Annotated in this window: 22 protein-coding genes; 6 read left to right on the top strand and 16 right to left on the bottom strand. The window is 70.1% G+C overall.

Annotated features, from left to right (window positions below):
- Window positions 1-10 precede the first annotated feature (10 nt).
- From MMSR116_RS03510 to MMSR116_RS03485, 6 genes are all read right to left on the bottom strand, one after another.
- Window positions 11-1,459, bottom strand: a complete 1,449-nt coding sequence (locus MMSR116_RS03510; protein WP_010683716.1) for a TadE/TadG family type IV pilus assembly protein — start codon at window positions 1,457-1,459, stop codon at window positions 11-13.
- Window positions 1,444-2,157, bottom strand: a complete 714-nt coding sequence (locus MMSR116_RS03505) for a TadE/TadG family type IV pilus assembly protein (RefSeq protein WP_010683717.1) — start codon at window positions 2,155-2,157, stop codon at window positions 1,444-1,446. The genes MMSR116_RS03510 and MMSR116_RS03505 overlap by 16 nt, the downstream gene beginning before the upstream one ends.
- Window positions 2,157-2,699, bottom strand: a complete 543-nt coding sequence (locus MMSR116_RS03500) for a TadE/TadG family type IV pilus assembly protein (protein WP_010683718.1) — start codon at window positions 2,697-2,699, stop codon at window positions 2,157-2,159. Before MMSR116_RS03500 ends, MMSR116_RS03505 begins: the two co-directional genes overlap by 1 nt.
- A gap of 75 nt (window positions 2,700-2,774) precedes the next feature.
- On the bottom strand, window positions 2,775-3,554 hold the full coding sequence (gene fliP, locus MMSR116_RS03495; RefSeq protein ID WP_010683719.1) for a flagellar type III secretion system pore protein FliP: 780 nt from the start codon (window positions 3,552-3,554) through the stop codon (window positions 2,775-2,777).
- Window positions 3,555-3,559: 5 nt separating this feature from the next.
- Window positions 3,560-4,627: a flippase-like domain-containing protein gene (locus tag MMSR116_RS03490; RefSeq protein WP_010683720.1), complete on the bottom strand. Its 1,068-nt coding sequence runs from the start codon at window positions 4,625-4,627 to the stop codon at window positions 3,560-3,562.
- 64 nt (window positions 4,628-4,691) lie between these two features.
- On the bottom strand, window positions 4,692-5,072 hold the full coding sequence (locus MMSR116_RS03485; protein WP_244625593.1) for a hypothetical protein: 381 nt from the start codon (window positions 5,070-5,072) through the stop codon (window positions 4,692-4,694).
- Between the two features lie 277 nt (window positions 5,073-5,349).
- Here MMSR116_RS03485 and MMSR116_RS03480 point away from each other — a divergent pair, with 277 nt between their 5' ends.
- Entirely contained in the window at window positions 5,350-6,657 is a 1,308-nt protein-coding gene (locus tag MMSR116_RS03480) for an LPS biosynthesis protein (protein ID WP_010683722.1), read from the top strand.
- Between the two features lie 103 nt (window positions 6,658-6,760).
- Entirely contained in the window at window positions 6,761-7,045 is a 285-nt protein-coding gene (locus MMSR116_RS03475) for a hypothetical protein (protein ID WP_010683723.1), read from the top strand.
- Window positions 7,046-7,100: 55 nt separating this feature from the next.
- Here the strand turns inward: MMSR116_RS03475 and flbD are convergent, their stop codons facing one another.
- From flbD to MMSR116_RS03435, 8 genes are all read right to left on the bottom strand, one after another.
- A complete protein-coding gene (gene flbD, locus MMSR116_RS03470; RefSeq protein WP_010683724.1) occupies window positions 7,101-8,462 on the bottom strand; it encodes a sigma-54-dependent transcriptional regulator FlbD in 1,362 nt (453 codons plus the stop codon).
- Between the two features lie 60 nt (window positions 8,463-8,522).
- A complete protein-coding gene (fliN, locus tag MMSR116_RS03465; protein WP_010683725.1) occupies window positions 8,523-8,855 on the bottom strand; it encodes a flagellar motor switch protein FliN in 333 nt (110 codons plus the stop codon).
- A gap of 10 nt (window positions 8,856-8,865) precedes the next feature.
- Complete coding sequence (locus tag MMSR116_RS03460; RefSeq protein ID WP_010683726.1) at window positions 8,866-9,477, bottom strand: FliH/SctL family protein; 612 nt, start codon at window positions 9,475-9,477, stop codon at window positions 8,866-8,868.
- The gene (locus MMSR116_RS03455; protein WP_010683727.1) at window positions 9,474-10,529 is read right to left on the bottom strand and encodes a flagellar motor switch protein FliG; all 1,056 of its coding nucleotides are present in this window, start codon (window positions 10,527-10,529) and stop codon (window positions 9,474-9,476) included. The genes MMSR116_RS03460 and MMSR116_RS03455 overlap by 4 nt, the downstream gene beginning before the upstream one ends.
- Before the next feature lie 25 nt (window positions 10,530-10,554).
- Window positions 10,555-12,186 (bottom strand): flagellar basal-body MS-ring/collar protein FliF, encoded by a 1,632-nt coding sequence (gene fliF / locus MMSR116_RS03450; protein ID WP_010683728.1) that lies wholly within the window; start codon window positions 12,184-12,186, stop codon window positions 10,555-10,557.
- A gap of 226 nt (window positions 12,187-12,412) precedes the next feature.
- On the bottom strand, window positions 12,413-12,688 hold the full coding sequence (locus MMSR116_RS03445) for a DUF1153 domain-containing protein (RefSeq protein ID WP_007569077.1): 276 nt from the start codon (window positions 12,686-12,688) through the stop codon (window positions 12,413-12,415).
- Window positions 12,689-12,779: 91 nt separating this feature from the next.
- Window positions 12,780-13,466, bottom strand: coding sequence for a flagellar hook assembly protein FlgD (locus tag MMSR116_RS03440; RefSeq protein ID WP_010683729.1), 687 nt, complete (start codon window positions 13,464-13,466; stop codon window positions 12,780-12,782).
- Window positions 13,467-13,561: 95 nt separating this feature from the next.
- Entirely contained in the window at window positions 13,562-15,184 is a 1,623-nt protein-coding gene (locus MMSR116_RS03435; protein ID WP_010683730.1) for a flagellar hook-length control protein FliK, read from the bottom strand.
- A gap of 250 nt (window positions 15,185-15,434) precedes the next feature.
- Here MMSR116_RS03435 and mnmA point away from each other — a divergent pair, with 250 nt between their 5' ends.
- The 4 genes from mnmA to MMSR116_RS03415 all read left to right on the top strand — a co-directional run bounded on the left by mnmA (window position 15,435) and on the right by MMSR116_RS03415 (window position 19,708).
- Entirely contained in the window at window positions 15,435-16,589 is a 1,155-nt protein-coding gene (gene mnmA / locus MMSR116_RS03430) for a tRNA 2-thiouridine(34) synthase MnmA (RefSeq protein WP_010683731.1), read from the top strand.
- A 25-nt stretch (window positions 16,590-16,614) separates the two neighbouring features.
- Window positions 16,615-17,268 carry a class I SAM-dependent methyltransferase gene (locus MMSR116_RS03425; protein WP_010683732.1) on the top strand — a complete coding sequence of 218 codons (654 nt, stop codon included), beginning with the start codon at window positions 16,615-16,617 and terminating at the stop codon, window positions 17,266-17,268.
- 11 nt (window positions 17,269-17,279) lie between these two features.
- Window positions 17,280-18,044: a TVP38/TMEM64 family protein gene (locus MMSR116_RS03420; protein ID WP_010683733.1), complete on the top strand. Its 765-nt coding sequence runs from the start codon at window positions 17,280-17,282 to the stop codon at window positions 18,042-18,044.
- 197 nt (window positions 18,045-18,241) lie between these two features.
- A complete protein-coding gene (locus MMSR116_RS03415; RefSeq protein ID WP_039893101.1) occupies window positions 18,242-19,708 on the top strand; it encodes a sensor histidine kinase in 1,467 nt (488 codons plus the stop codon).
- A gap of 95 nt (window positions 19,709-19,803) precedes the next feature.
- Here MMSR116_RS03415 and bioB read toward each other — a convergent pair whose 3' ends face one another.
- Window positions 19,804-20,805: a biotin synthase BioB gene (gene bioB, locus MMSR116_RS03410; RefSeq protein ID WP_039893171.1), complete on the bottom strand. Its 1,002-nt coding sequence runs from the start codon at window positions 20,803-20,805 to the stop codon at window positions 19,804-19,806.
- Window positions 20,806-21,059: 254 nt separating this feature from the next.
- Window positions 21,060-21,944 carry a fumarylacetoacetate hydrolase family protein gene (locus MMSR116_RS03405; RefSeq protein WP_010683736.1) on the bottom strand — a complete coding sequence of 295 codons (885 nt, stop codon included), beginning with the start codon at window positions 21,942-21,944 and terminating at the stop codon, window positions 21,060-21,062.
- Window positions 21,945-22,321: the final 377 nt, after the last annotated feature.

Here is a 22,321-nt window from a genome sequence, read left to right as displayed (position 1 = left end):
CGGACCCGTCCTAACGCGTCAGGTGCGCCACCTGTAGGGCCTGATCGAACATCGCGTTGAGCGCCGCCGTGATGTCGCTCGGGCTGTTGGCCGTGTAGAAGAAGCCCGGCGACGCGCAGCTTTGGAGCGGGGTCGCGAGGGTCGGGCTGAAGCCGTTCACGCGGTTGTTCTCCCAGGCGATGCCGCCGCCGTAATCCGTGAAGCTGATGATGTTGTAGGGGATGTAGAGGACCGAGATCGTCGCGCCCGCAGTCTTCAGCGCCGAGCAGAGCGACGGATCGATCTGGGACGGCTGTGAGCCGTCCCAGTTGCCGGCCGCGTAGCCCGGGAAGGTCGAGGGGTTGCCGGGATAGTAGTATTTTCCGTTCTGGTTGATGGCGAAGTGCTGGCCGTTCTGCATGCCGTCGGTGACCAGGAAAACGAAGGGCCGCCGCACGAGCGCACTGGAGCCGTCGCCGAAGCCGCCCGCTGCCGTGATGGTGGTCTTCATCTGCGGCAGGACGACCTCGAAATGCGTCCCCCCGGCACCCGTGCCCGTGCTCGGATCACTGAGGCTGTAAAGCTGGGTGGTCCCGGTATCGAGGAGGTTCGTCAGGGCGAGCGGCCAGGTTTGTCCGCATTGAGCTTTGCTGTTCAGCGTCGCGATCGAGCTGTTGATGTCGGCGAGCGTGCCCATCTGGTTGATGAACGGGTAGAGGCCGACCCGATACTGGTTCGCCATCGACGGGTTGGAAGCCCGGGTGATGAGGGAGCAGACCGCGTTGTTCAGTGCGTCCGACCGCAGCTGGATCTTGCCGGCCGCGAGATTCCAGCCGGTATAGCCCGGGAAGTGGCAGGCGAACTGGCAGCCCTGCTTGTAGTCCGACCACATGTCCCTGTTGCTGGCGGCGAGTTGCGTCATGCCGGTGCTCGTGGCCGGCAGGCCCATGGAGCCGGACACGTCGAGCAGGAGGTAGAAGTCGAGGTAGCTGGGCAGGTCAGCCGAGGCCGTGACCGTGTTGCCGATGGTCGTAGTCGGCGTCCGGAAAAGCTGGCCGAAATTGTTCTTGATCGTGGCCGTGTAGCTGACCGTCGACTTGATCGTCTGGCCGGTGCGGCTGAGCTGCGGTGTCTGCAACTGCACCTGGGCAAACGGCACCGAGCCGGCATTGACCGTGAACGCGTTGGTCGCCTGGGCGGTGCCTGCCGCGAAGGCGTTGGCGGTGAGGTTGCTCTGGATCGGGTTTGTCGCGAAATAGGCCTTGGCCGAAACGACTCCCGCGATGGCGGCCGCGTCCGCGGCGGCATCGAGCTTCGCCTTGTCGGTGATCGCCACGCCGTAATCGACGCCGTAGCCGATCAGGCCGACCATCGGCAGCAGGCTGAACGCGAACAGAATCGTCACGTTGCCGGATCGCGCCCGGAGCAGGGACGCCGCCCGGTCACGGAGGCGGCGGACCGGGTTCAGTAGCCGGGACATTTCGTGGCGATTCCATCGTTGCCCGTCGGGTCGAAGTTGACGAGCGTGGCGTAGCGCGGCTGCACGTACATCGAGCGGGCGATCCGCACGGCCGGGATGAACCGCGCGCCGAAGCTCGGCTTGAAGTTGAAGACAACGTCGACCGCAAGGAGGGAGCCCGGTCCGAAGACCGAACGGGGCAGCGTCGTGCGGCTCGGCGGTGCCGCGTTGTCGGCCGGAAGCTGGGTGGGCGTGCAGGGACGGTAGTTGCCGCCGCTGGTCCCCGTGCTGGTCCAGACGACGTTCGCCGCAAAGCAGTTGCTCTGGTCGCTCGTACTCGGGCAGTTTGAGGCGGTCGGTTGGAAGGTGACCGACGCGAAGGTGATGGTGATGTCCTGCCACCATTGCAGGCCCTGCCGGGACGCGTCCTTCATGAGGTACGGGAACAGGACGAGGGACGAATCGAAGCTGAAATGCAGGTCCGCGGCGTTGACGGTGGCGACCGTGCCGTTCTGCGGCGGCTGCGCCTGCGACAGCATCTGGCTGATCGACTGAGCGATCAGCTCCACTTTGCGCGTCGCGTTGATGTAGGTGACGAGCTGCGTCCCGGCGATCATGAGGATCAGCAGCACCGGGAAGATCAGCGCAAACTCGACCGCCGACACCGCCCGCGTGTCCGCGCCGAAGCGGCGCGCCGGCGAGGGGATCGCGCCAACCATCAGAACAGCTCGTTGCGGAAGGCCGCCGTGGAGACCGTCAGGAAGGCCGGGGAGCCGTTGTAGGTCGCGCCGCCGAGGATCGACGCGAAGGCCGCCGGCAGGAACGTGATCGGGTAGACAACCAGCAGGAACTGATAGGCGCCGCGTGAACCCAGCGTGTACTGGCCGGAGCCCGGCGTCAGGGGCGGCATCTGCAGGCCACTCATGTCCGACTTGACGTAGCTGTAATAGCCGCTCGGCGAGGTTCCGGTCGGCACGACGTAGAGGTTGATCACCACGTTGCTGCACTTCACCATCGACGGCAGGTAGCCGCACAGCACGGTCCGGAAGCCGGCCTGGTCCATGGTGCTGGCTTGTGCCGCGCCGGTCATGATCTGCCGCGACGCGCGGGTCGCCGCGTAGTCGAGGGACTGGTTGATGAACAGGATCAAGGCCACCGTCATGACGAACAGGATCGTCATGATCAGCATCGCCGCGACGAGGGCGAACTCGACCGCTGCGGCACCCTTCCGATCGCGCGTATATCGACGTAGCAAAAGCATGCGGCATGCTCGCACGAGAGTGCTAAAGGTCCATTAAAGACGACCTGAAGACTCCGCTATGTCATCGCAAATTCGTTATCCGCCGTAACTCTGAACAAGAGATCCCGCCACCAAGGTCCACCCGTCGACCAGCACGAAGAAGATCAGCTTGAACGGCAGCGAGACTGAGGCCGGCGGCACCATCATCATGCCGATGGCCATCAGAACCGAGGCGACCACCAAGTCGATGATCAGGAACGGGATGAACAGCAGGAAGCCGATCTCGAAGGCGCGGCGTAACTCCGAGATCATGAAGGCCGGGGTCACGATTTCGAGCCCGATATCGTCTGGTCCCTTCGGTACCGGCACCTTCGCGAGATCGAGGAACAGCTTGAGGTCCTTTTCGCGCACGTTGCGCAGCATGAACGTCTTGAGCGGCGCCGACGCGCGCTCGAAAGCCTGCGTCTGGGTGATCCGTCCCGCAACCAGGGGTTCGATGCCGGCGCTGTAGGCGGCCCGGCCGGTCGGCGCCATCACGAAGGCGGTCAGGAACAGCGCCAGGCTGACGATCACGGCGGTCGGCGGCGCCGTCTGGGTGCCCAGCGCCGAGCGCAGGATCGAGAGCACGACCACGATCCGTGTGAAGGCCGTGGTCATCACGAGAACCGAGGGCGCGACCGCCAGCACGGTGATCAGCGCGACGAGCTGGAGTGCGCGCTCGGTGGTGCCACCGGCACCCAGGTCGAGGGTGACGCTCTGCGCAAGCGCCGGCCCGGTTGTGAGCGCCGCGCCGGCCAGCGCGGCCAGCCCCGCCAGTCCGAGGAATCGGGACCGGCGCCGCGCGAGGCACTTCGGACGGGTCGGCACGGCGGGCATCGGCGTCACGGACGGTCGCAGGTCGGGGTCGCCGCGCGCACGCCGGCGCGCCGCGCCTCCAGGTTCTGCCAGACGAGGAGCGCCGGGAGGCCCAGCACCACGTCGGGCACGCGGCGGGCGAGCGACAGGGCGATTGCCGTGCCGGCGTCGATGCCGAACAGGCCGCAGACCAGCACGAGGCCGCCCTCCTGCACGCCGAGCCCGCTCGGGACCAGGAAGGCGGCGGCCTTGATCGCTTGGCTGAGCGCCTCGATCACGAGGATGTCCGACAGGCTGACGGTGTCGATCCCGATGCAGGTGAGGACGACGAAGACCTCGGCCGTGCCGAGGAGCCAAGCGAGCGCGTGCAGGGCGAAGGACTGGGCGAGATGCCCGCGCCGCCCCGGCGCCCAGACCGCGTCCAGGGCGCCCTGGATGCGCCGGAGTGGCTCCGGGCGCGCCTCGGTCTCGCGTACGAAGCGCCGGCCGAGGGCGCTGACGCGGTCCTCGATCATCCGCACGATCCCGGTGCGCTGGAGCGCGAAGAAGGCCGCGACCGCGAAACCCGCCGCGGCGAGCGCCCGCAGCGTCCAATCCGCGAGTTCGGCCGCCGCCGCCCCCTCGACGCGGCTGAGCAGCGCCGCCCCGAGCCCGGCGAACAGGGCGAGCGTTCCAACCTGGAACAGCAGGTCGGCGAGCACCGAGGCGGCCGCCAGCGACCCGGCGACACCCCAGAAGGTGAGGAGCCGCGCGCCGAGGACGTCGCCGCCGACCGACGCGACGGGCAGCAGGACGTTGATGCCCTCGCGCACGAAGCGCAGGATCAGGCAGGCCGCTGCGGGTGCGGGCGAGAGCCCGTCGAGGATGCGCGCCCACGCGATGCCGCACAGGATCACCACGAGCGCCCGCACGAGGGTGACGCCGACGAAGCCCGCCATGCCGATCCGTCCGAACGCCGCGGCCACGGACCCGAGATCGTTGGTCGCCACGAGCCAGACCGCGAGGCCGAGCCCGACCAGGGTGCCGAGCAGCGGCAGGCGGCGCAGCGCGGCCCGGGCGACCCGGCGCGTCCAGGATGCGCGGTCTCCGCTCACGGCCGGGGCGTGCCGGTTGCGCGTCGGGAGGTGGGCAAGCGCGGGCGCTCCAGGTTCGGGCCGGTCAACGGATCGGAGGCGATTCGTCAGAAGATACCGCCGCTAGAGCGGTAATGGGGCCGAATTCGGGGACGGACCGGCGCGCAGGATCGGGGGCCGGCGCGGGCGGCAAGGCGGGGCCGAGGATCGCCGCCAGAGCCTCCTGCGGGCTGGAATCGGGATCGAGCAGCATGACTCGGCCGGCCGCGAGGCTCGCGCCGGTGGCGACCGCCAGCGCCCGCTTGGGGCAGGGGCCGAGGCAGCCCGCTTCGACGATGCAGAGCTTCCTCCTGGGTCCGGACTTCGCATCCGCGGCGCACTTTCCGGCGTGCTTGCTGGCCTTCTTCAGGCGCTCGCGAACGGTCCGCACCCGCAGGCCCTGCCGCTTGGCGCATTTGCGGCACACGACCACGACGTCGGTGAGTTTCGTCTTCGCAGAGCGGCCGGATGCGCGGAGGGATGGGCGAGGCGCGGCGGCGCCCGCGGGACGTGGGTCTGTCATCATCCAGAGACTGTAGGCCGCGATAGACGGGCCGGGCTACGTCGCCCGTCGCCGCGGTACGGCGGCCAGGGCGAACGCCATAAAAAGGGCCTAAAAGAACAGGAAGCCGGTAACGCGCACGGGCCGTCTTCGGCCGGCGCCGCAGCAGCGGGACCGGCGCAGATCCAGGAACAATGAGCGGATGAACTTCGACGACGTCAAGGACGACACGCGCGAAGCCGAACTCGTGACGTTCACCGCCTCGCCGCTGCCCGAACTCCGGCGCAGCGCGGAGACGATCCGGCCCGTGCCGGAGAAGCGTACGGCCCGGGCGCTGGTCGCCTCGGTCCGGTCTCGCCTGGACTGGACGCGGCTGCCGGGCCTGCGCCCGCGCCGGGAGGATACATCGAGCTACGCGTCCCGGCTGATCCGCCGCGTCAGCCTGTTCGTGCTGCTTCCGACCCTCGTGGTCGGTTTGTACCTGTTCGCCTTCGCGTCCAACCAGTACATCGCCGAGGCCCAGTTCGCCGTGCGCGGCAACGTCGAGCCGATGGAGAACATCGCGCTGGGTCAGTTCACGAACCTGATCCAGAAGCACAACAGCCAGGACAGCTTCATCGTCCGCGACTACATCACCAGCCAGACCATGGTCGAGGCTCTGGAGAAGAGCATCGGCATCTCGAAGATGTTCTCGCGCCGCGAAGGGGATTTCTGGGCACGCTTCAGCGCGAACGACCCGATCGAGGATCTCACCAAATACTGGCGCAAGCACGTCGACGCGCATATCGACTCGATCTCGGGCGTGATCCGCCTGTCGGTCCGGGCCTTCACGCCCGAGGACGCCCTGACCATCGCCCGCGAGGTCGTGAAGCGCGCCGAGGCGCTGATCAACGACATCTCGAAGCGCGCGCAGGCCGACATGGTGACTCAGGCGGAATCCGACGCCAAGACCGCCCAGGATCGGCTCCGCCAGGCCCATCTCGCGCTGCAGAACTTCCGCAATCAATGGGGCGTGATCGACCCGGTCAAGACGGCCGAGGGGACGATGACCACCATGATGCTCCTGCGGAAGGACAAGCTGAAGGCCGAGAACGAGCTGCAGGTCCTGCGGGGATCGAACCTCGACGAGCGGTCCCGCTCGATCCAGGTCCTGGTCTCCAACGTCGCGGCCATCGAGCAGCAGATGAAGACACTGCAGGCCGAATTGACCAATGCCAGCACGGCGGGCGGCCAGAACCTGACCGAGGCACTGGTCCAGTACGAGGGGCTGATGGTCGAGCGGACCATCGCCGAGAAGCTGGAGGAATCGGCCCGCATGCTGCTCGACCGGGCCCGGGTCTCGGCGACGAAGCAGCACATCTTCCTGGCGACCTTCGTGCCACCGGTCCTGCCCACCGACAGCCTCTATCCCGAGCGGTGGCACACCCTGATCGTGTCGTTCTTCTGCTTCCTGGTGATCTGGAGCTCGTCCTCCCTCCTGATCGCGGGCATCCGCGACCAGCGGATGTAGGCCGCTGCCGCGCGCGGGATCTGGATCCCGCGCGGCCTCGTCTGTAGAGGGAGGCGGCCCGGCGGTCCGGGCGGCCCGGTGGAAGAGCGAAGTCTAACCGTCCATGTCGGATTTCTCCGATCTCGTCGCGAAGGCGATCCAGCCCTCGATGACCCGGGAGGAGCGCGAGGCGGTCTACTCCGTCGTGCGGCAGGCCGTGCTCCGCCTGCAGGAGCGCGAGGCGCTGTCCCCCGGCGATCCGCGCGTGGCCCTCCAGCGACATCTCGTCGAGGAAACGATCCGCGACATCGAGGGGGACGTCGCCCGCTACCAGTCGCTCCGCAAGCTCGAACAGGCTTTCGCGGTTCAGAACGCGGACGACAAGGCCGCGCAGGGCCGGCGGCGCTAGGTCCGACCCGGCCCGCGCGGCTCGGACTGGCACGCCGGATCGGCGCGCCGTCTGCCTACCCGAAGGCCGCGCTCGCCCGCACGCTGCCGGGCTCGGCGACTTCCAGGCCCGCCGAGACGTACTCGTTGAGCTTGTTGCGCAGGGTCCGGATCGAGATGCCGAGGATCTTGGCCGCGTGGGTGCGGTTGCCGAGGCAATGGTCGAGGGTGTCGAGGATCAGGTCGCACTCGACCTGCGCCACCGTCCGCCCCACCAGCCCCCGCGTCGCCGCCTCCGCGGCCTGGGCGGCGCGGGCCGCCGGCCCCTCGGCGGCGAAGGCCTCGCCCTCCGGCGAGAGGATCGCCTCCGGGCCGATCGCCTCGCCCGAGGCCAGCAGCACCGCCCGGTGCAGGGTGTTCTCCAGCTCCCGCACGTTGCCGCGCCAGGGGTTCTTCACAACCACCGACCGGGCCTCGGCGGAGAGCGGGCGGGGCGGAACCCCGTTCACCGCGGCGTATTTCCGGGCGAAATGGTCGGCGAGCTCGAGGATGTCGGCCGGCCGTTCGCGCAGGGGCGGCAGCTTCAGCGAAACGACGTTGAGCCGGTAGAACAGGTCCTCGCGGAACGTGCCCTTGCGGACCTCCTCCACGAGGTTGCGGTTCGAGGTGGCGAGCACGCGGATGTCGACCCGCACCGGGGCGGTTCCGCCGACACGATCGATCACCCGCTCCTGCAGGGCGCGCAGCAGCTTCGACTGCAGGCGCACATCCATCTCGGAGATCTCGTCGAGGAGCAGGGTGCCGCCATTGGCCTCCTCGAAGCGGCCGATCCGCCGGGCGACGGCGCCGGTGAAGGCGCCCTTCTCGTGGCCGAACAGCTCGGATTCGAGAAGCGCCTCGGGGATTGCAGCGCAGTTGACCGACACGAAGGGCTTGGAAGCCCGATTGGACTTCTGGTGGACGTGTCGGGCCAGGACCTCCTTGCCGGTGCCGCTCTCGCCGGTGATCAGCACCGAGGCCTCCGAGCGCGCGACCTGCTCGGCCAGCTTGACCACCCGCTCCATGGACGGATCACGCCACACGAAGGCGGCGCGGTCGGTGGTGACCGCCTCCAGCACCGCGGCGATCATCTCGGGGTCGGGCGGGAGCGGGATGTACTCCTTGGCGCCGGCCCGGATCGCCGCCACGGCGGCCTGCGCGTCCGCGGAGACCCCGCAGGCGACCACCGGCGTACGGATCCGCTCCGCCTCCAGGGCGGAGACGAGGTCCCGGATCGGCAGCGAGACGTCGATCATGATCAGGTCGGCGCCGCGGGCGCGCAGGACGTTGAGGCCCTGCGGCACGGCATCGGCCTGCGTCACGGTCGCGCCGCGCTGCATGGCGATCTTCGAGGCGGTGATCAGCTCGCCGTTGAGCCGCCCGATCATCAGGAGCCGCATGGTTCGTCCCTCTCAAAGCGCGAGGCGCGGTCGGCCGTCACCGGCGCCGCTGCCGACATCTCATTCACCCTTGACGATCTCGGTCATCGTCACCCCGAGCCGGTCCTCGACGAGGACGACCTCGCCGCGGGCCACCAGCCGGTTGTTGACGAACACGTCGATCGCCTCGCCGACCTTGCGGTCGAGTTCGAGCACGGCCCCCGGCGCCAGCCGGAGCAGGTCGCCGATCGGCATCCGGGCAGAGCCCAGCACCGCCGAGACCATCACGGGCACGTCGAAGAGCTGCTCCAGGTCGGAGGCGGTCTTCGGGGTCGTGGGCGCGTCGCGGATCGAGTCGCCCACGTAGTCCGGGTCGTGGTCGCCGAGCTGGGGCAGGCTGAAATCGTCGGACATCCGGGTTCCTTCAGGGGCTCGGGGCCAGGCCGAGGGCGTCGAGGACGGACGCCTCGATGCGGGCGCGCTCGCGCACGATGCCGCCATCCGCCCACTCGATGCGGGCATCGCCCGCCGCCATGTCGGGGTCGCCCAGGACCACGAGGCGACCCTCGTAGCCGCGCTCGCGGGCGAGGCGCTTCACCAGGGTCTCGGCCTCCTCCACGAGGCCGTCATGCACGCGCACCACGAGGTGGGGCACGCCGCGCAGGTGCTGGAGCGCCGTCCGCGCGGCCTCGCCGATGCCGGCCAGCGGGGCGGCGTCGAGGGCGTCGCCCGCGACCTTGCGGGCGATCAGCATGGCGACCTCGACGGCCTGCGCCTCGCGCTCGGCGTCCCGGGCATCGGCCTGGGCGAGGAGGCCCGCGGCGGCCAGCGCCAGCCGGGTCATCGCGTCGGCGAGCCGACCCTGCGCCTGCGCCTCGGCCTGGGCACGGCCCTCCTGAAGGCCGCGGGCATGCGCCTCCGCCTCGGCGCGGGCGGAGGCCTCGGCGACGCGCTGCGCCTCGGCGCTCGGGCGGCCGCTGCGGAAGTCGGTCTCGAACAGGAACGGCTTCGCGCTCCGGGCGGTCTGGGGGCTCAATAGACCAGCTCCTCCTCGGCGCTATTCTTGGCGATCATGATCTCGCCCTTCTCGGCGAGGTCCTTGGCGATCTCGGTCATCCTGGCCTGCGCCTCATCCACCTCCTTGAGGCGGACCGGGCCGAGGGAGGCCATCTCGTCGGTGAGGTTCTTGGCGGCGCGGGCCGACATCTGCTTCATGAAGAAGCCCCGGGTCGTCTCGTTGCCGCCCTTGAGCGCGCGGCACAGGGTCTCGTTGTCGACCTGGCGCATCAGGGTCTGGACGCTGCCCGGATCGAGCTTCAGCAGATCCTCGAAGGTGAACATCAGCTCGCGGATGCGCTTGGCCGAGCCGCGGTTCGCCTGGTCGAGGGCAGCGAGGAAGCGGCCCTCCGTCTGCCGGTCGAAGGCATTGAACACGTCGGCCATCATCTCGTGCGCGTCGCGGCGCTGGGTCTGCGCGATGGTCGAGACGAACTCGACCCGCAGCGTCTCCTCGATGTGGCGCAGGGCCTCCTTCTGCACCGTCTCCATGCGCAGCATCCGGTTGAGGCAATCGATGGCGAAATCCTCGGGCAGGATGGTGAGCACCTTGGCGGCGTAGTCGGCCCGCACCCGCGAGAGCACGACCGCGACGGTCTGCGGGTACTCGTTGCGCAGGAACGAGGCGAGGATCTCCGGGTCCACCTGGGCGATCGAGGCCCAGACGCGCTTGCCGGAGGCGCCCTTGATCTCCGCCATGATCAGCGAGACCTGATCGCTCGGGAAGATCTTCAGGAGCAGCGCCTCGGTCCGCTCGAAGTTCGACGAGATGCCGCCGCTGTTGCCGAGCTTCGTCACGAACTCGATGATCAGCTTCTCGACCGTCGCCGCCTCCAGCGTCCCGAGCTGGACCATGGCGTGGCTGACCTTCTTGATCTCCTCCTCTTCCAGCATCTGCCAGATCGGCGCGCCTTCCTCCTCACCGAGCATCAGGAGGAGCGCGGCGGCGCGCTGCGGGCCGGGCATCGACGCGAACGAATCGCCGCCCACGGCCGTCAGGGTGTTCGCCAGACCTAGTGCTCCCGCCGCCATCGTGCTGCCCTCGAATCCCTACGCGTCACTCTTCCTGGATCCAGGTGCGCAGCACCTCGACGGTCTCGGACGGGCTCGCCCGGACCATGTCGACGACGCGCTGGACCGTCTCGGCCTGGACCTGGCCGTTGATCTTGGCGAACTCCATCAGCCGGGCGGTCGGGTTGTCGCGGTCGATGACCGTGACGGTCCCGCCGGGGCTCACGGTCACGGCCGCGTCGCCGGGCAGGCTGATCCCGGGGCCGGCGAGCGATGGCGGCGCCGGCACCGGCGCCAGCACCTGCCGCACCAGCGGCCGCACCACCGTCAGCAGGACGATCAATGTGAGGAGCGCGAGCACGGCGAGCTCGGCCATGCGCAACACGTCCTCCTTGGTGGGCGCGAGCAGCGACTGCATCAGCGTCGGCTCGGTGAATTGCGGCACGCTCGGGGCCTCGGCGAAGCGCAGGTTGACCACTTCGATCTGGTCGCCGCGCGCCTTGTCGAAGCCGACGGCGCTGCGCACGAGCGCGGTGATCCGCTCGATCTCGGCGGGCGCGCGCGGGCTGTAGGTCTGCTTCCCGTCGGGCGCGGTGGCGTAGACGCCGTCGACCACCACCGCCACCGACAGGCGCTTGATCCGGCCGCCCTCGGCGATCTCCGTCTTGGTGACGCGGGAGATCTCGTAGTTCGTGGTCTCCTCGTTCTTGTTGGTCGCGTCCTTCGGCGCCGGCGCCTTGTCGCCACCGTTCGCGCCCGGCAGCTCGTTGCCGACGCTGACCTGCCCGTCGGCGTTGGCGGTCAGCGCCGACTCGGTGCGGGTCTGGGCGGAGCGGACCACCCGGCTCTCGGGATCGAAGGTCTCGGAGCGGCTCTCGATCCGGTTAAGGTCGAGTTCGGCATTGACCTGGACGCGGGCCCGGCCCGGGCCGACGATGCCGGCGACCACGTCCTCGATCTGGCCGCGCAGGCGCCGCTCCAGGCCGACCTGCCGGTCCTCGAACCCGCTGGCGGCGTCGGCCTCGGCACCCTTCGCGCCGTCGGCGAGCAGCCGGCCGCGCTCGTCCACGATGGAGACGCGGTCGGGCTTCAGGCCCTCCACCGCGGAGGCCGCGAGGTGGCGGATCGCCCGGACCTGCCCGGCATCGAGGTCTCCCATGAGCTTCAGCACAATGGCGGCGCTCGGGGTCTCCCGGTCGCGCTCGAACAGGCGGCGCTCCGGCAGCACGAGATGGACGCGGGCGGCCTGGACCCGGCCGATCGCCCGGATCGAGCGGGCGAGCTCGCCCTCGAGGGCGCGCAGGTGGTTCACGTTCTGCACGAAGTTTGTGGACGAGAACGCGTCGCCCTTGTCGAAGATCTCGTACCCGACGCCACCCTGCACCGGCAGGCCCTTGCCGGCGAGGTCCATGCGCAGCTTCGCGAGGTCGGCACGCGGCGCCATGATGGTCTGACCGGCGTCGCCCTTGGTCTCGTAGCGGATGCCGCGGCTGTCGAGTTCGCGGACGACGGCGGCCGAATCCTGCATCGACAGGTCGGAGAACAGCACGCCCAGGTCGGGGCGCGAGACCCGAAGGATGATGAAGGCGAAGAAGCCGATCAGCGTCAGGGTCACGGCCGCCATGGCGGCGATCCGGGCCGGTCCGAGCTTCGTGACGAGATCGAGGACCGGCTTCACGGGAGGGTTCGCTGCACTCGAAACGCGGGGCGGGCCCCTGCGGCCCGCCCGGCAGAATTTGCCCAGGACGTGGTTAGCGGGGCGTTAATGCCGGGCCTCGACGGCGGCCCGGAACGCGAAAAGCCGCGCCCGGGGTGCGGACGCGGCTTCGTGAGGGAGACCATTCCGTCGGTCCAGGCACTGCCGCGGCGGTCCGGAACGGGGGACGCGGCGGAAACGCCGTGGCTCAGTGCCGGTAATGCTGGATCCGCGTCGTCCGAAGGCCGGCGAGCCCGTGCTGGTCAATCGAGAACTGCCAGCTCAGGAATTCCTCGGTGGTCAGGGTGTAGCGCTTGCAGGCCTCCTCCAGGCTGAGGAGACCGCCGCGCACGGCGGCTACGACCTCGGCCTTGCGGCGGATCACCCAGCGGCGGGTGCTCGGCGGCGGGAGGTCCGCGATCGTCAGGGGGCTGCCGTCGGGCCCGATCACGTACTTCACTCTCGGGCGGCTCGGTTCGGTCATGATACGCTCTACACTCGACTGACCTGTCGAGCGTTGAATGTACTTGCGCCCGCTTAAGAGATGTTGAAGCGAGTCACTCGGATGTGATTCGTTAAGTGCCACTTGTGGACAACCCGATGGTCTGCACGCTGGACAGGGGCACTTTCTGCGAGCCGATCATCAGGATCGGCGTCGTTCCGCTGAGATCGACCTCGTCCACCGTGCCGGTCAGGCTCGTGTCGACGGCGACGCTGGCGCCCGTGGCGTCGGTGGCCGAGACCTTGATGGAATAATTGCCGGCCGCCGAGGTGAGGCCGGCCGAGGTCTTGCCGTTCCACGTGTAGGTCTGGCTTCCGGCGGCCAGCGACGTGGTCTGCGTGGCCACGACGTTGTTCTTCGAGTCCAGGATCGTGATCACGGCCTTCGAGGCGGCGCGGGCCGGGGTCAGACTCCACGAGGCCGAGCCGTTGGATAACTGCGACGTGCTGCCGTCCGCCGTGATGGTCTTGCCGATGTAGCTGGTGGCCGAGGCCGAGCTCGCGGATTGAGACGCGCTCAGGATGCTGTCGAGCCGGTCGTTGGTCTTGAGCTGCTGCTCGACGCCGGCGAACTGCACCAGCTGCTGCGTGAACTGGTTGGTGTCCATCGGGTCGAGGGGGTTCTGGTTCTTGAGCTGCGTGGTGAGCAGCGTCAGAAACTGCGTGAAGTTGCTGGCGATCTCGGTGGCGTTGCCGCTGCTGGCCGCCGAGGATGCCGCCGTGGCCGTAGTGGCTGTGGTGCTCGATATGCCGGTCGTCACGCTGCTCTCTCCCGTGCCAGGTCGGTCCGCGCTGTCCGCGCGTCAAAGTCGTTGCCTTGCAGGAGGGCCGGGGGCCGCGTCCCGCGTCCAATGCCCTAGATCCGGATGTCGACGCCGCCGTAGCCGCGCAGCCACCGGGTCGGGGCGATGATCTCCTGCGGCGCCTCGGCCTGATCCCGGTTCCATGAGACCGCGCCGCCGCGGGGCGCGTTGTCCTGCTGGCTGCCGCCGCCACCCTGGGCGCTGCCGTCGCCGCGCAGCGACAGGTTGAGGCCGCCGCCCGAGGGGTCGAGGCCGGCCTGGGACAGGGCCTGCTGCAACTGGCCGGCGTCGCGCTGGAGCATCGCCAGGGTCTCGGGCCGGTCGACCACGAGGTGGGTCATGACCGTGCCGTGCGCCTTATCGATCGCGAGCTTGACGTCGATCCGCCCGAGCTCGGCCGGGTCGAGCCGGATCTGGAACTCGTTCGAGCCGCCGAGGGAGCGCAGGCCGATGGCCATCGGCACCTGCCCGATGGGGATGGCGGCCTCCGTCTGAACCGGCGCGGCGGTCTGCGGCGTCGCGGCGGCCTGTCCAGTGGCCGAAGGCCCGGCGGACGCCGCCGTGGGGCCGGTCGGCGGCGGCGAGCCCTGGACAGGCGGCGCTCCCTGGGGGGTGGCGGCCGGACCCGCCGCGAGGCTCTGACCGCCATCCTGGCTGGCCTCGGCCAGGGCCGCGAGAAAATCCGTGCCCTTGGTGGCGGCGGTTTCGGCGGCGTCGCCCGACGCGGCCGGAGCGGCCTCGACGGGCGCGGCGCCCTTGCCGGCCTTGCCCTGAACCGCAGCCACGGGGGTCGTCGCGGCGGTTCCAGGCGCAGCCGCCTGGTTCGCGGGAAGGCCACTCGCCGCGCCACCGGTCGGCAGACCCGATAGGGCCGGGAGGGATGGACCTGCGCCGCCCGCCTTCGGTGGGCTGACCGACCCGTCCGCGGGGGCGTCTTCCGAACCGGTCTCGGTGGCATCGGTCGCAGCGACGGCCGTGCGGACCGGGCCGCCTTCGCCCAGGGTCGCGAGCAGGGCGAGGAGCGCGGCAGCCGGATCAGCAATCACCGGTGTTGGGACCGGATCAGGCGTCTGCGGCTGGTTGGCGTCGGCCTGTTGCGATGACATCTCCGAGTCGGTCTGGGCCGTGGCTTGGGTGTCGGCGGCGGCGGGAGCGGCGGCCGCTTCCCGGGCCGGCGCGGTCGCCTCGGAGGGCGGCGCGGCGGTTCGCTCCGTGGGACCGGGCTGCGGTATGGCCGTCGTGTCCTTCTTGTCCGCCGGCGCGCCGGCCTGGGCGGACGGCGCGCCCACCTGCGCGATGCTCTGTGGGCGAACCGGCGCACCGGTCGCCGGCTTGGCGGCGTCGGCCCGAAGGTCAGAGGCCCGGGCGTCGGCCTGGACGGAGGAATCCCGCGCGCGCGCCGACGCCGCGCGGCTCACGTCGGCCTGATCACGCTGGAGCGCCTGCCGGGCCTGCGTCGTCGCCGCCGCGTCGCGCTGGCTCGCCGCCCGGGCCCGGGTCGCCGCCGCGTCGTCCTGCGCCTGCGCGGCGTTCAAGGCCGCGCCGAAGCGGTCCTGCGCGGACGTGCCGGACCGGGCCTCGACGCCCGCTGCCTCCCAGCTCGATCGCGTGGACGGACTCCGCGCGGACGGAATCCCCGCGGTGACATCCAACCGATCCGCCGCACCGCTTGCCATGCCGGGCTCCTCTCCGCCTGCCTCGCAGCAAGGCACGCGCCATCCGGCTTCACGTACAAAGTACTGCGGTATATGCGTTTTCTCTGCGGAGGCCGGCCCTCGATGCGGACGAAGCTGCCGCGCGCCCGGCAGGATCTGCCGGGTCGGTGATGCCGGCAGGCCCGGCTGCCCTGGAAAGCCGGACGAAGTCTCGCTATAGACGCACCGTGCAGCCGGGAAGCTTCCGGGCCGGAGGCTGCGGATCCTCGCGATGAACGCCCTCGATCTTCCCAAAGCCCCCCACCAGACGCGCGTCGTCGTCGCCATGTCGGGCGGCGTCGATTCCTCCGTGGTGGCGGGTCTGCTGACGCGGCAGGGCTTCGACGTGGTCGGCGTCACGCTCCAACTCTACGACCACGGCGCGGCGACGCACCGTAGGGGCGCCTGCTGCGCCGGCCAGGACATCAATGACGCGCGCGCGGCAGCCGCGCATCTCGGCATCCCGCACTACGTCCTCGATTACGAGGATCGGTTCCGCGACGAAGTCATCGAGAAATTTGCCGAGAGCTACCTCGCCGGCGAGACGCCGATCCCCTGCGTCGAGTGCAACCGCACGGTGAAGTTCCGCGATCTGCTCGGCCTCGCCCGGGACCTGAACGCCGACGCGCTGGCCACCGGGCACTACGTCGCCAGCCGCGCGCTGCCGAGCGGCGGCCGGGCGCTGCATCGCGCCCTCGACCCCGCCCGGGACCAGAGCTACTTCCTCTACGCCACCACCGCCGAGCAGCTGGACTTCCTGCGCTTCCCGCTGGGCGAGATGGAGAAGGCCGAGACCCGCGCGCTGGCGAAGGACCTCGGCTTGTCGCTGGCCGAGAAGCCGGACAGCCAGGACATCTGCTTCGTGCCGCAGGGCCGCTACAGCGACGTCATCGCGCGCCTGCGCCCCGACGCTGCCCGCCCGGGCGAGATCGTCGATCTCGCGGGCCACGTGCTCGGCCGGCACGACGGCATCGTCCATTACACGGTCGGCCAGCGAAAGGGCCTCGGCCTGTCCGGGCCGGAACCCCTCTACGTGGTGCGGCTCGAGCCGGATTCGGCCCGCGTGGTCGTGGGCCCGCGCACGGCGCTCGCCACCACCCGCATCCGCCTCTCGGATCTGAACTGGATCGGCGAGGACTCCGCGGCGTCGGTGCGCGACCTGCCCGTGGCGGTGCGCGTGCGGTCCACGCGGCCGCCGCGCCCGGCGACGCTGACGATCGGGCCGGACGGCGCGGCCGAAGTGGTGCTCGCCGAGCCCGAGGACGGCGTGTCGCCGGGCCAGGCCTGCGCGATCTACGCCGATGACGGGCCCCGCGCCCGGGTTCTCGGCGGCGGCACCATCCGGCGCGTCGACGCGTTGTCGGCCCGGCCCCGCGAGGCCGCCTGATCTCAACCTCTGGAATCTTCGAACGATGCTGAGCGAGCCGCAGACGGCCGGGCCGAGCACGGCCCTGATGCGCAAGGCCTACGCGCGCTGGGCCCCCGTCTACGACGTGGTCTACGACAAGCTCACCGAGCCCGCCGCCCGCGCGGCTGTCGAGGCTGCCGCCGAGCATGGGCCACGGATCCTGGAGGCCGGCGTCGGCACCGGACTCGCGCTGGGCTACTATCCGAAGGCGAGCTTCGTCTGCGGCGTCGACCTCTCCGAGGACATGCTCAAGCGCGCCCGCGCCAAGGTCCGCCGCCGGAACCTGTCCCACGTGAAGGGCCTGCAGGTGATGGATGTCTGCCACCTGGGCTATGCCGACGCGAGCTTCGACGCCGTGGTGGCGCAGTTTCTGATTACCTTGGTGCCGGATCCCGAGGCGGCGATGTCCGAGTTTCTGCGGGTGGTCCGCCCGGGCGGCGGCATCGTGCTCGCCAACCATTTCGGCCAGAGCGACGGCCCGGTTGCCCGCGTCGAGGAGATCGTGGCACCACTCTGCACCAAGATCGGCTGGTCCTCGGACTTCAAGGCGACCCGCATCGAGGCCTGGGCGCGGCGCAACGGCGTCGAGGTAATCGGGCTGAAGCCGACCTTCCCGGGCGGGTTCTTCAAGATCCTGCGGATGCGCAAGCCCGGGTGAGCGAGGCCTCCATGCCGGCCGCCGAGGGCCGCTGGAAGCGCCTGCGGCGCTGGCTGCCGCTGGTCGTGCTGCTCGCGGTGTCGGCGACTGTCCTCGTCTCCGGCGCCGCCCAACTCCTCAGCCTCGACCGTCTGCTCGCCTCGCGGGACTGGCTGCGGGGCTTCGTGGAGGCCGGCTATTGGCGCGCGCTGGTCTCGGCCTACTGCCTCTACGTCGGAGCCGTCGTGGTGTCGGTGCCGGCCACGCTGATCCTGACGATGATCTGCGGCTTCCTGTTCGGGATCGTGCCGGGGGCGCTCACCGCGGTCTGCGCCGCCACCACGGGAGCGGCCCTTGTGTTCGCCATCGGCCGTGGCCCCGGCGCCGACCTGCTCCGCCGGATGGGCGGCACGCGCCTCGCCGGGCTGGCCGAGGGCTTCCGGCGGGACGCCTTCGGCTACATCGCGGTCCTGCGGCTCCTGCCCCTGTTCCCGTTCTGGGTGACCAACCTCGCGCCCGCCGCCTTCGGGGTGAAGCCGCGGGTCTTCGTGCTCGCCACCTTCCTGGGATTGCTGCCGGGCGCCGTCGTGTACGCCACCACGGGGGCGGGGATCGAAGACGTGGTCGCCGCTCACGAGACCGCCAAGGCCGCCTGCCTTGCCGCGGGCGCGGGCGGCTGCGACAACGCCTTGACCCTGCGGGCGCTGGTGACCCCGAAGATGGTGGCGGGTCTGGCGATGCTGGCCGTCTTCGCCCTCGGTAGCCTTCTGCTGAGCCGGCGTGCCCGACGGAAATGATATCCATAATTCAAAGTCGGCAGGCTTTTCCCCCGGTGTGGGCGACATCCGTCCGCTTCCGGGTAAATATCGTATAGTGCTCACCGGCCAGACGCTGTATTCCCGCTAGAGAATCTGTGGCTTGTGAACATGTCTCCCGCGACGGCCGACCTCGGCTCGAGCAATCTCAATCCTCACTCCGCCGATCCTCGTCCGCGATGCCCGCGCGGAGTGTGACCGGCGTGCCTGTCCAGGTTGATCCGACCGCCGCGCCGGCGGCTACCCAGAGCCGCGACCTGCCCGAGCGGCGCGCGACGCGCCTCGGTCTGTCCGGCCGGCTGTTCCTCGTCACCGTCGCCTTCGTGGTGGTGGCCGAGGTGCTGACCTACGTGCCGGCGGTGGCCAACTACCGGGTCGAGTGGATGTCGGACCGGCTGGCGGCCGCGCAGGTCGCGGCCCTGGTCCTCGACGGCCGGACGGGCGAGCCGGTCTCGGAGGCTCTGGAGAGCCGCCTGCTGACGGGCGTCAACGCCCGCGCCATCGCGGTCCGCGGCGGCGGCGCCCAGCGGCTGCTCGCCATCGAGCCGATGCCCGAGCAGGTCGCCGACACCGTCGATCTGCGCGAGGTCACCGCCCTGTCGGCGATCCGGGGCGCGTGGCGCACTCTGGTGGCACCGGTGCGCGAGCCGATCCGCGTGGTCGGGGAGGGCGGTATCGGCTTCGACCGAGTCGAGATCCTGCTCGACGAGGCGCCGCTCCGGGCCGCGATGATCGATTATGCCCTCCGGCTCCTGGTCTCGTCGCTGATCATCGCGGCGGCGGCGGCGGGCCTCGTCTTCGTGGTGCTGCAGGTGCTGATCGTGCGGCCCGTACGCCGGCTCGCCACCAGCATCACCGCCTTCTCGGACGATCCGGAGGATGCCGGCCGGATCATCGCCCCGTCCCGCCGCAGCGACGAGATCGGGCAGGCCGAGCGGGCGCTCGGGCGGATGCAGCGCAGCCTCGCCGACCAGCTCCGCCAGAAGCGGCGGCTCGCCGAGCTGGGGCTCGCCGTCAGTAAGATCAGCCATGAGCTGCGCAACCTGCTCACCGGCGCGCAGCTCCTGGGCGACCGCCTGGAGGGGACCGACGATCCGACCGTGCAGCGGGTGGCGCCCCGCCTGGTGGGCACGCTGGCCCGGGCGATCCGCTTCTGCGAGGCGACCCTCGCCTACGGGCGCGTCGCCGAGCGGGCGCCGCTCCTCGCCAGGACGCCGCTGGCGCCGATCTTCGCCGAGCTGCCCGATCTCGCCGCGCTGGCGGCTCACCCCGTCGCCGTCCAAGTCTCGGCGGGCGACCTGTCGGTTCAGGCCGATCCGGAACAGCTCGGCCGGGCTTTGGCCAACCTCGTCCGCAACGCCGTGCAGGCGCTCGACGGCGCCCAGGTGGCGGACGCCGCGGTTCGGGTCGCAGCCAGCCGCGACGAGCCCGGCCGGGTGACCATCCAGGTCATCGACAACGGCCCCGGCCTGCCGGCCCGCGCCCGGGAGAACCTGTTCGCGCCGTTCCAGGGTTCCATGCGCTCAGGGGGCACGGGACTGGGGCTCCCGATCGCCGCCGAACTGATCGCGATCAACGGCGGCACGCTCAGCCTGGACGATTGCGAGACCGGGGCGTGCTTCCGGATCATGCTGCCGGAGGGCTGAAGGCGGTCGCGCCGGCCCTGGCCCGTCGCCCCGCGCGAAGCGCAGGGCCTCGGGGCACCAGCGGCTCGACGCCGGGAGGCGTGGCGTCGGCGACCCTATTCGGCAGCCGCCAGGACCGGCTCGGCGACGGGGATGCCGAGATCGGCCAGTAGGGCCGCGTCCGCATCCGCCTCGTTGTTGGCGGTGGTGAGCAGCCGCTCACCGTAGAAGATCGAGTTGGCGCCCGCGAGGAAACACAAGGCCTGCGCCTCGCGGCTCAGCGCCCGGCGACCGGCACTGAGGCGGACACGCGCCCGCGGCATGACGATGCGGGCCGTCGCGCACATGCGCACCATATCGAACGGGTCGATCGCCTCGGCAGCGTCCCCGAGCGGCGTGCCCGATACGGCGGCGAGGGCGTTGAGCGGCACGCTCTCCGGATGCGGCGCGTGATTGGCGAGAACCTGCAGCATCGCCACGCGATCGCTCACGCCCTCGCCGAGGCCGATGATGCCACCGCAGCACACGCCGATGCCCGCCGCGCGCACCCGCTCCAGCGTGTCCAGCCGATCCGCGTAGGTGCGGGTCGAGACGATCTTGTCGTAGTAATCCGGGCCGGTATCGAGGTTGTGGTTGTAGGCGGTGAGCCCGGCCTCCGCGAGGCGCTCGGCCTGGCTGGCCGTCAGCATGCCGAGCGTCACGCAGGCCTCCATGCCGAGGCCGCGCACGCCGCGCACCATCGCGAGCACCGCGTCGAAATCCGGCCCATCCTTCGGGCTGCGCCACGCCGCGCCCATGCAGAAGCGGGTTGCGCCAGCGGCCTTCGCGGCGGCGGCTTCGGTGAGCACCGTTTCCACCGGCATCAGGCGCTGGCGGGCGAGGCCGGTCTCCTTGTGGTGGGCCGATTGCGAACAGTAGCCGCAATCCTCGGGGCAGCCGCCCGTCTTTATCGAGAGCAGGCTCGCCCGCTGGACATCGGCCGGATCGTTGTAGGCCCGGTGCAATGTCGCGGCCCGATGCACGAGGTCGAGCAACGGCAGGTCGTGGATCGCGCGGATCTCGGCCACGCTCCAGTCGTGGCGGATGTCGGTCGCGTGCGGGTCGGCGGCTTCGTTCATGGTTCCCTTGAGTGGGATCGGCGCGGAAAAATCAAGCGTCGTGATGGGCATTGAGCCGGAGCCGCTTCGCGGCCGGTTCTCGTACTGGATCCCGGGCGCATGCCGCTTGCGCTGCATATGCCCGGGAGAAGGGTCAGCCTTGATCCGCACCACCCTGTCCCGGACAGGTGGAGTGTCTGCGGGAGCTAGTCCGGGATTCAGCACACCGCTCGCCGCGAAGCGGCTCGGAACCCGCCCTCAGGCCGGAACGGCGCTCAGTCCGTCGGCTTCCCGGCCGACACCTTGGCGGTCCAGTCGTCGAAGGCGATGACCTTCTGGCGCTGCTCGCCGAGCCGCTCGATCCGCAGCACCATCTCGTCGCCGGCCTTGAGGTAATGCGGCGGCTTCATGCCCAGACCGACGCCCGGCGGGGTGCCCGTGGTGATCACGTCGCCGGGCTCAAGCAGCATGAAGTGCGACGTGTAGGCCACGAGCTGGGGCACGTCGAAGATCATCGTCGCCGTGGAGCCGGTCTGGCGGCGCTCGCCGTTCACGTCGAGGCTCATGGCGAGGTTCTTCAGGTCGGGGATCTCGTCGAGGGTCACCAGCCAGGGGCCGAGGGGGCCGAAGGTCGGCGCGCTCTTGCCCTTGGTCCAGGTCGGGCCGCGGTTCATCTGCCACTCGCGCTCGGAGACGTCGTTGCAGATGCAGGCGCCCGCCACGTAGCTCAGCGCCTCGTTGGCGTGGACGTAGCTGGCGCGCCGGCCGATCACCACGGCGAGTTCCACCTCCCAGTCGGTGCTGTGCGAACCCTTGGGGATGATCACCGTGTCGTTCGGCCCGCACAGGCTCGACGGCGCCTTGTTGAAGATGATCGGCTCCGCGGGGATCGGCGAGCCGGTCTCGGCGGCGTGGTCGGCGAAGTTCAGGCCGATGGCGACCACGTTGCGGGTTCCGCCGACGCAGGGGCCGAGCCGCACGTCCGGCGCCAGCTTCGGCAGGGTCTCGGGATCGAGGGCGCGCAGCCGCGCCAGGGAGTCGGGCGCGAGGGCCGGACCGGCAATATCGCGCACGATGCCCGAGAGATCGCGCAAGCCCCCGTTCGCATCCACGAGGCCGGGCTTCTCGTCACCGCTCGGGCCGTGCCGGAAGAGCTTCATCGCCGCGACTCCTCATCCTTCCCTGTGACCGGTCTGCGCCGGATGCCGGGACCATGGCCGCGCGCCCATCCCGGCGCAAGCGTCCAGATGAGTCCGTGGCACGCCGGCGAATGTCGCATTCGGGCAACAACGTGGCGGAAAAGTGCAGAATGGCTCTGTTCAGGATCTATTATTCATGCCCGCCAATGTTTGGGCGAATGCAGTTTTCGCTCGGGAAAAATCGAATAACCTAGAGACGCACGTGTCGATTGGCCGACGAATGGGGCCTATCAACAACGCTTCGACTTGGTGCCGAAAACGGGGATGATGATTGCGGTCTCGCCCCTGGAAACGGCACCATGCGCGCAACGGCGCGGCCTAGACGGGTCTCGAATCAA

Source organism: Methylobacterium mesophilicum SR1.6/6, assembly GCF_000364445.2.
GTDB classification, from domain to species: domain Bacteria; phylum Pseudomonadota; class Alphaproteobacteria; order Rhizobiales; family Beijerinckiaceae; genus Methylobacterium; species Methylobacterium mesophilicum_A.
The sequence above is the reverse complement of the archived record's forward strand: the minus strand, read 5'-3'. Positions and strand labels throughout refer to the sequence as shown.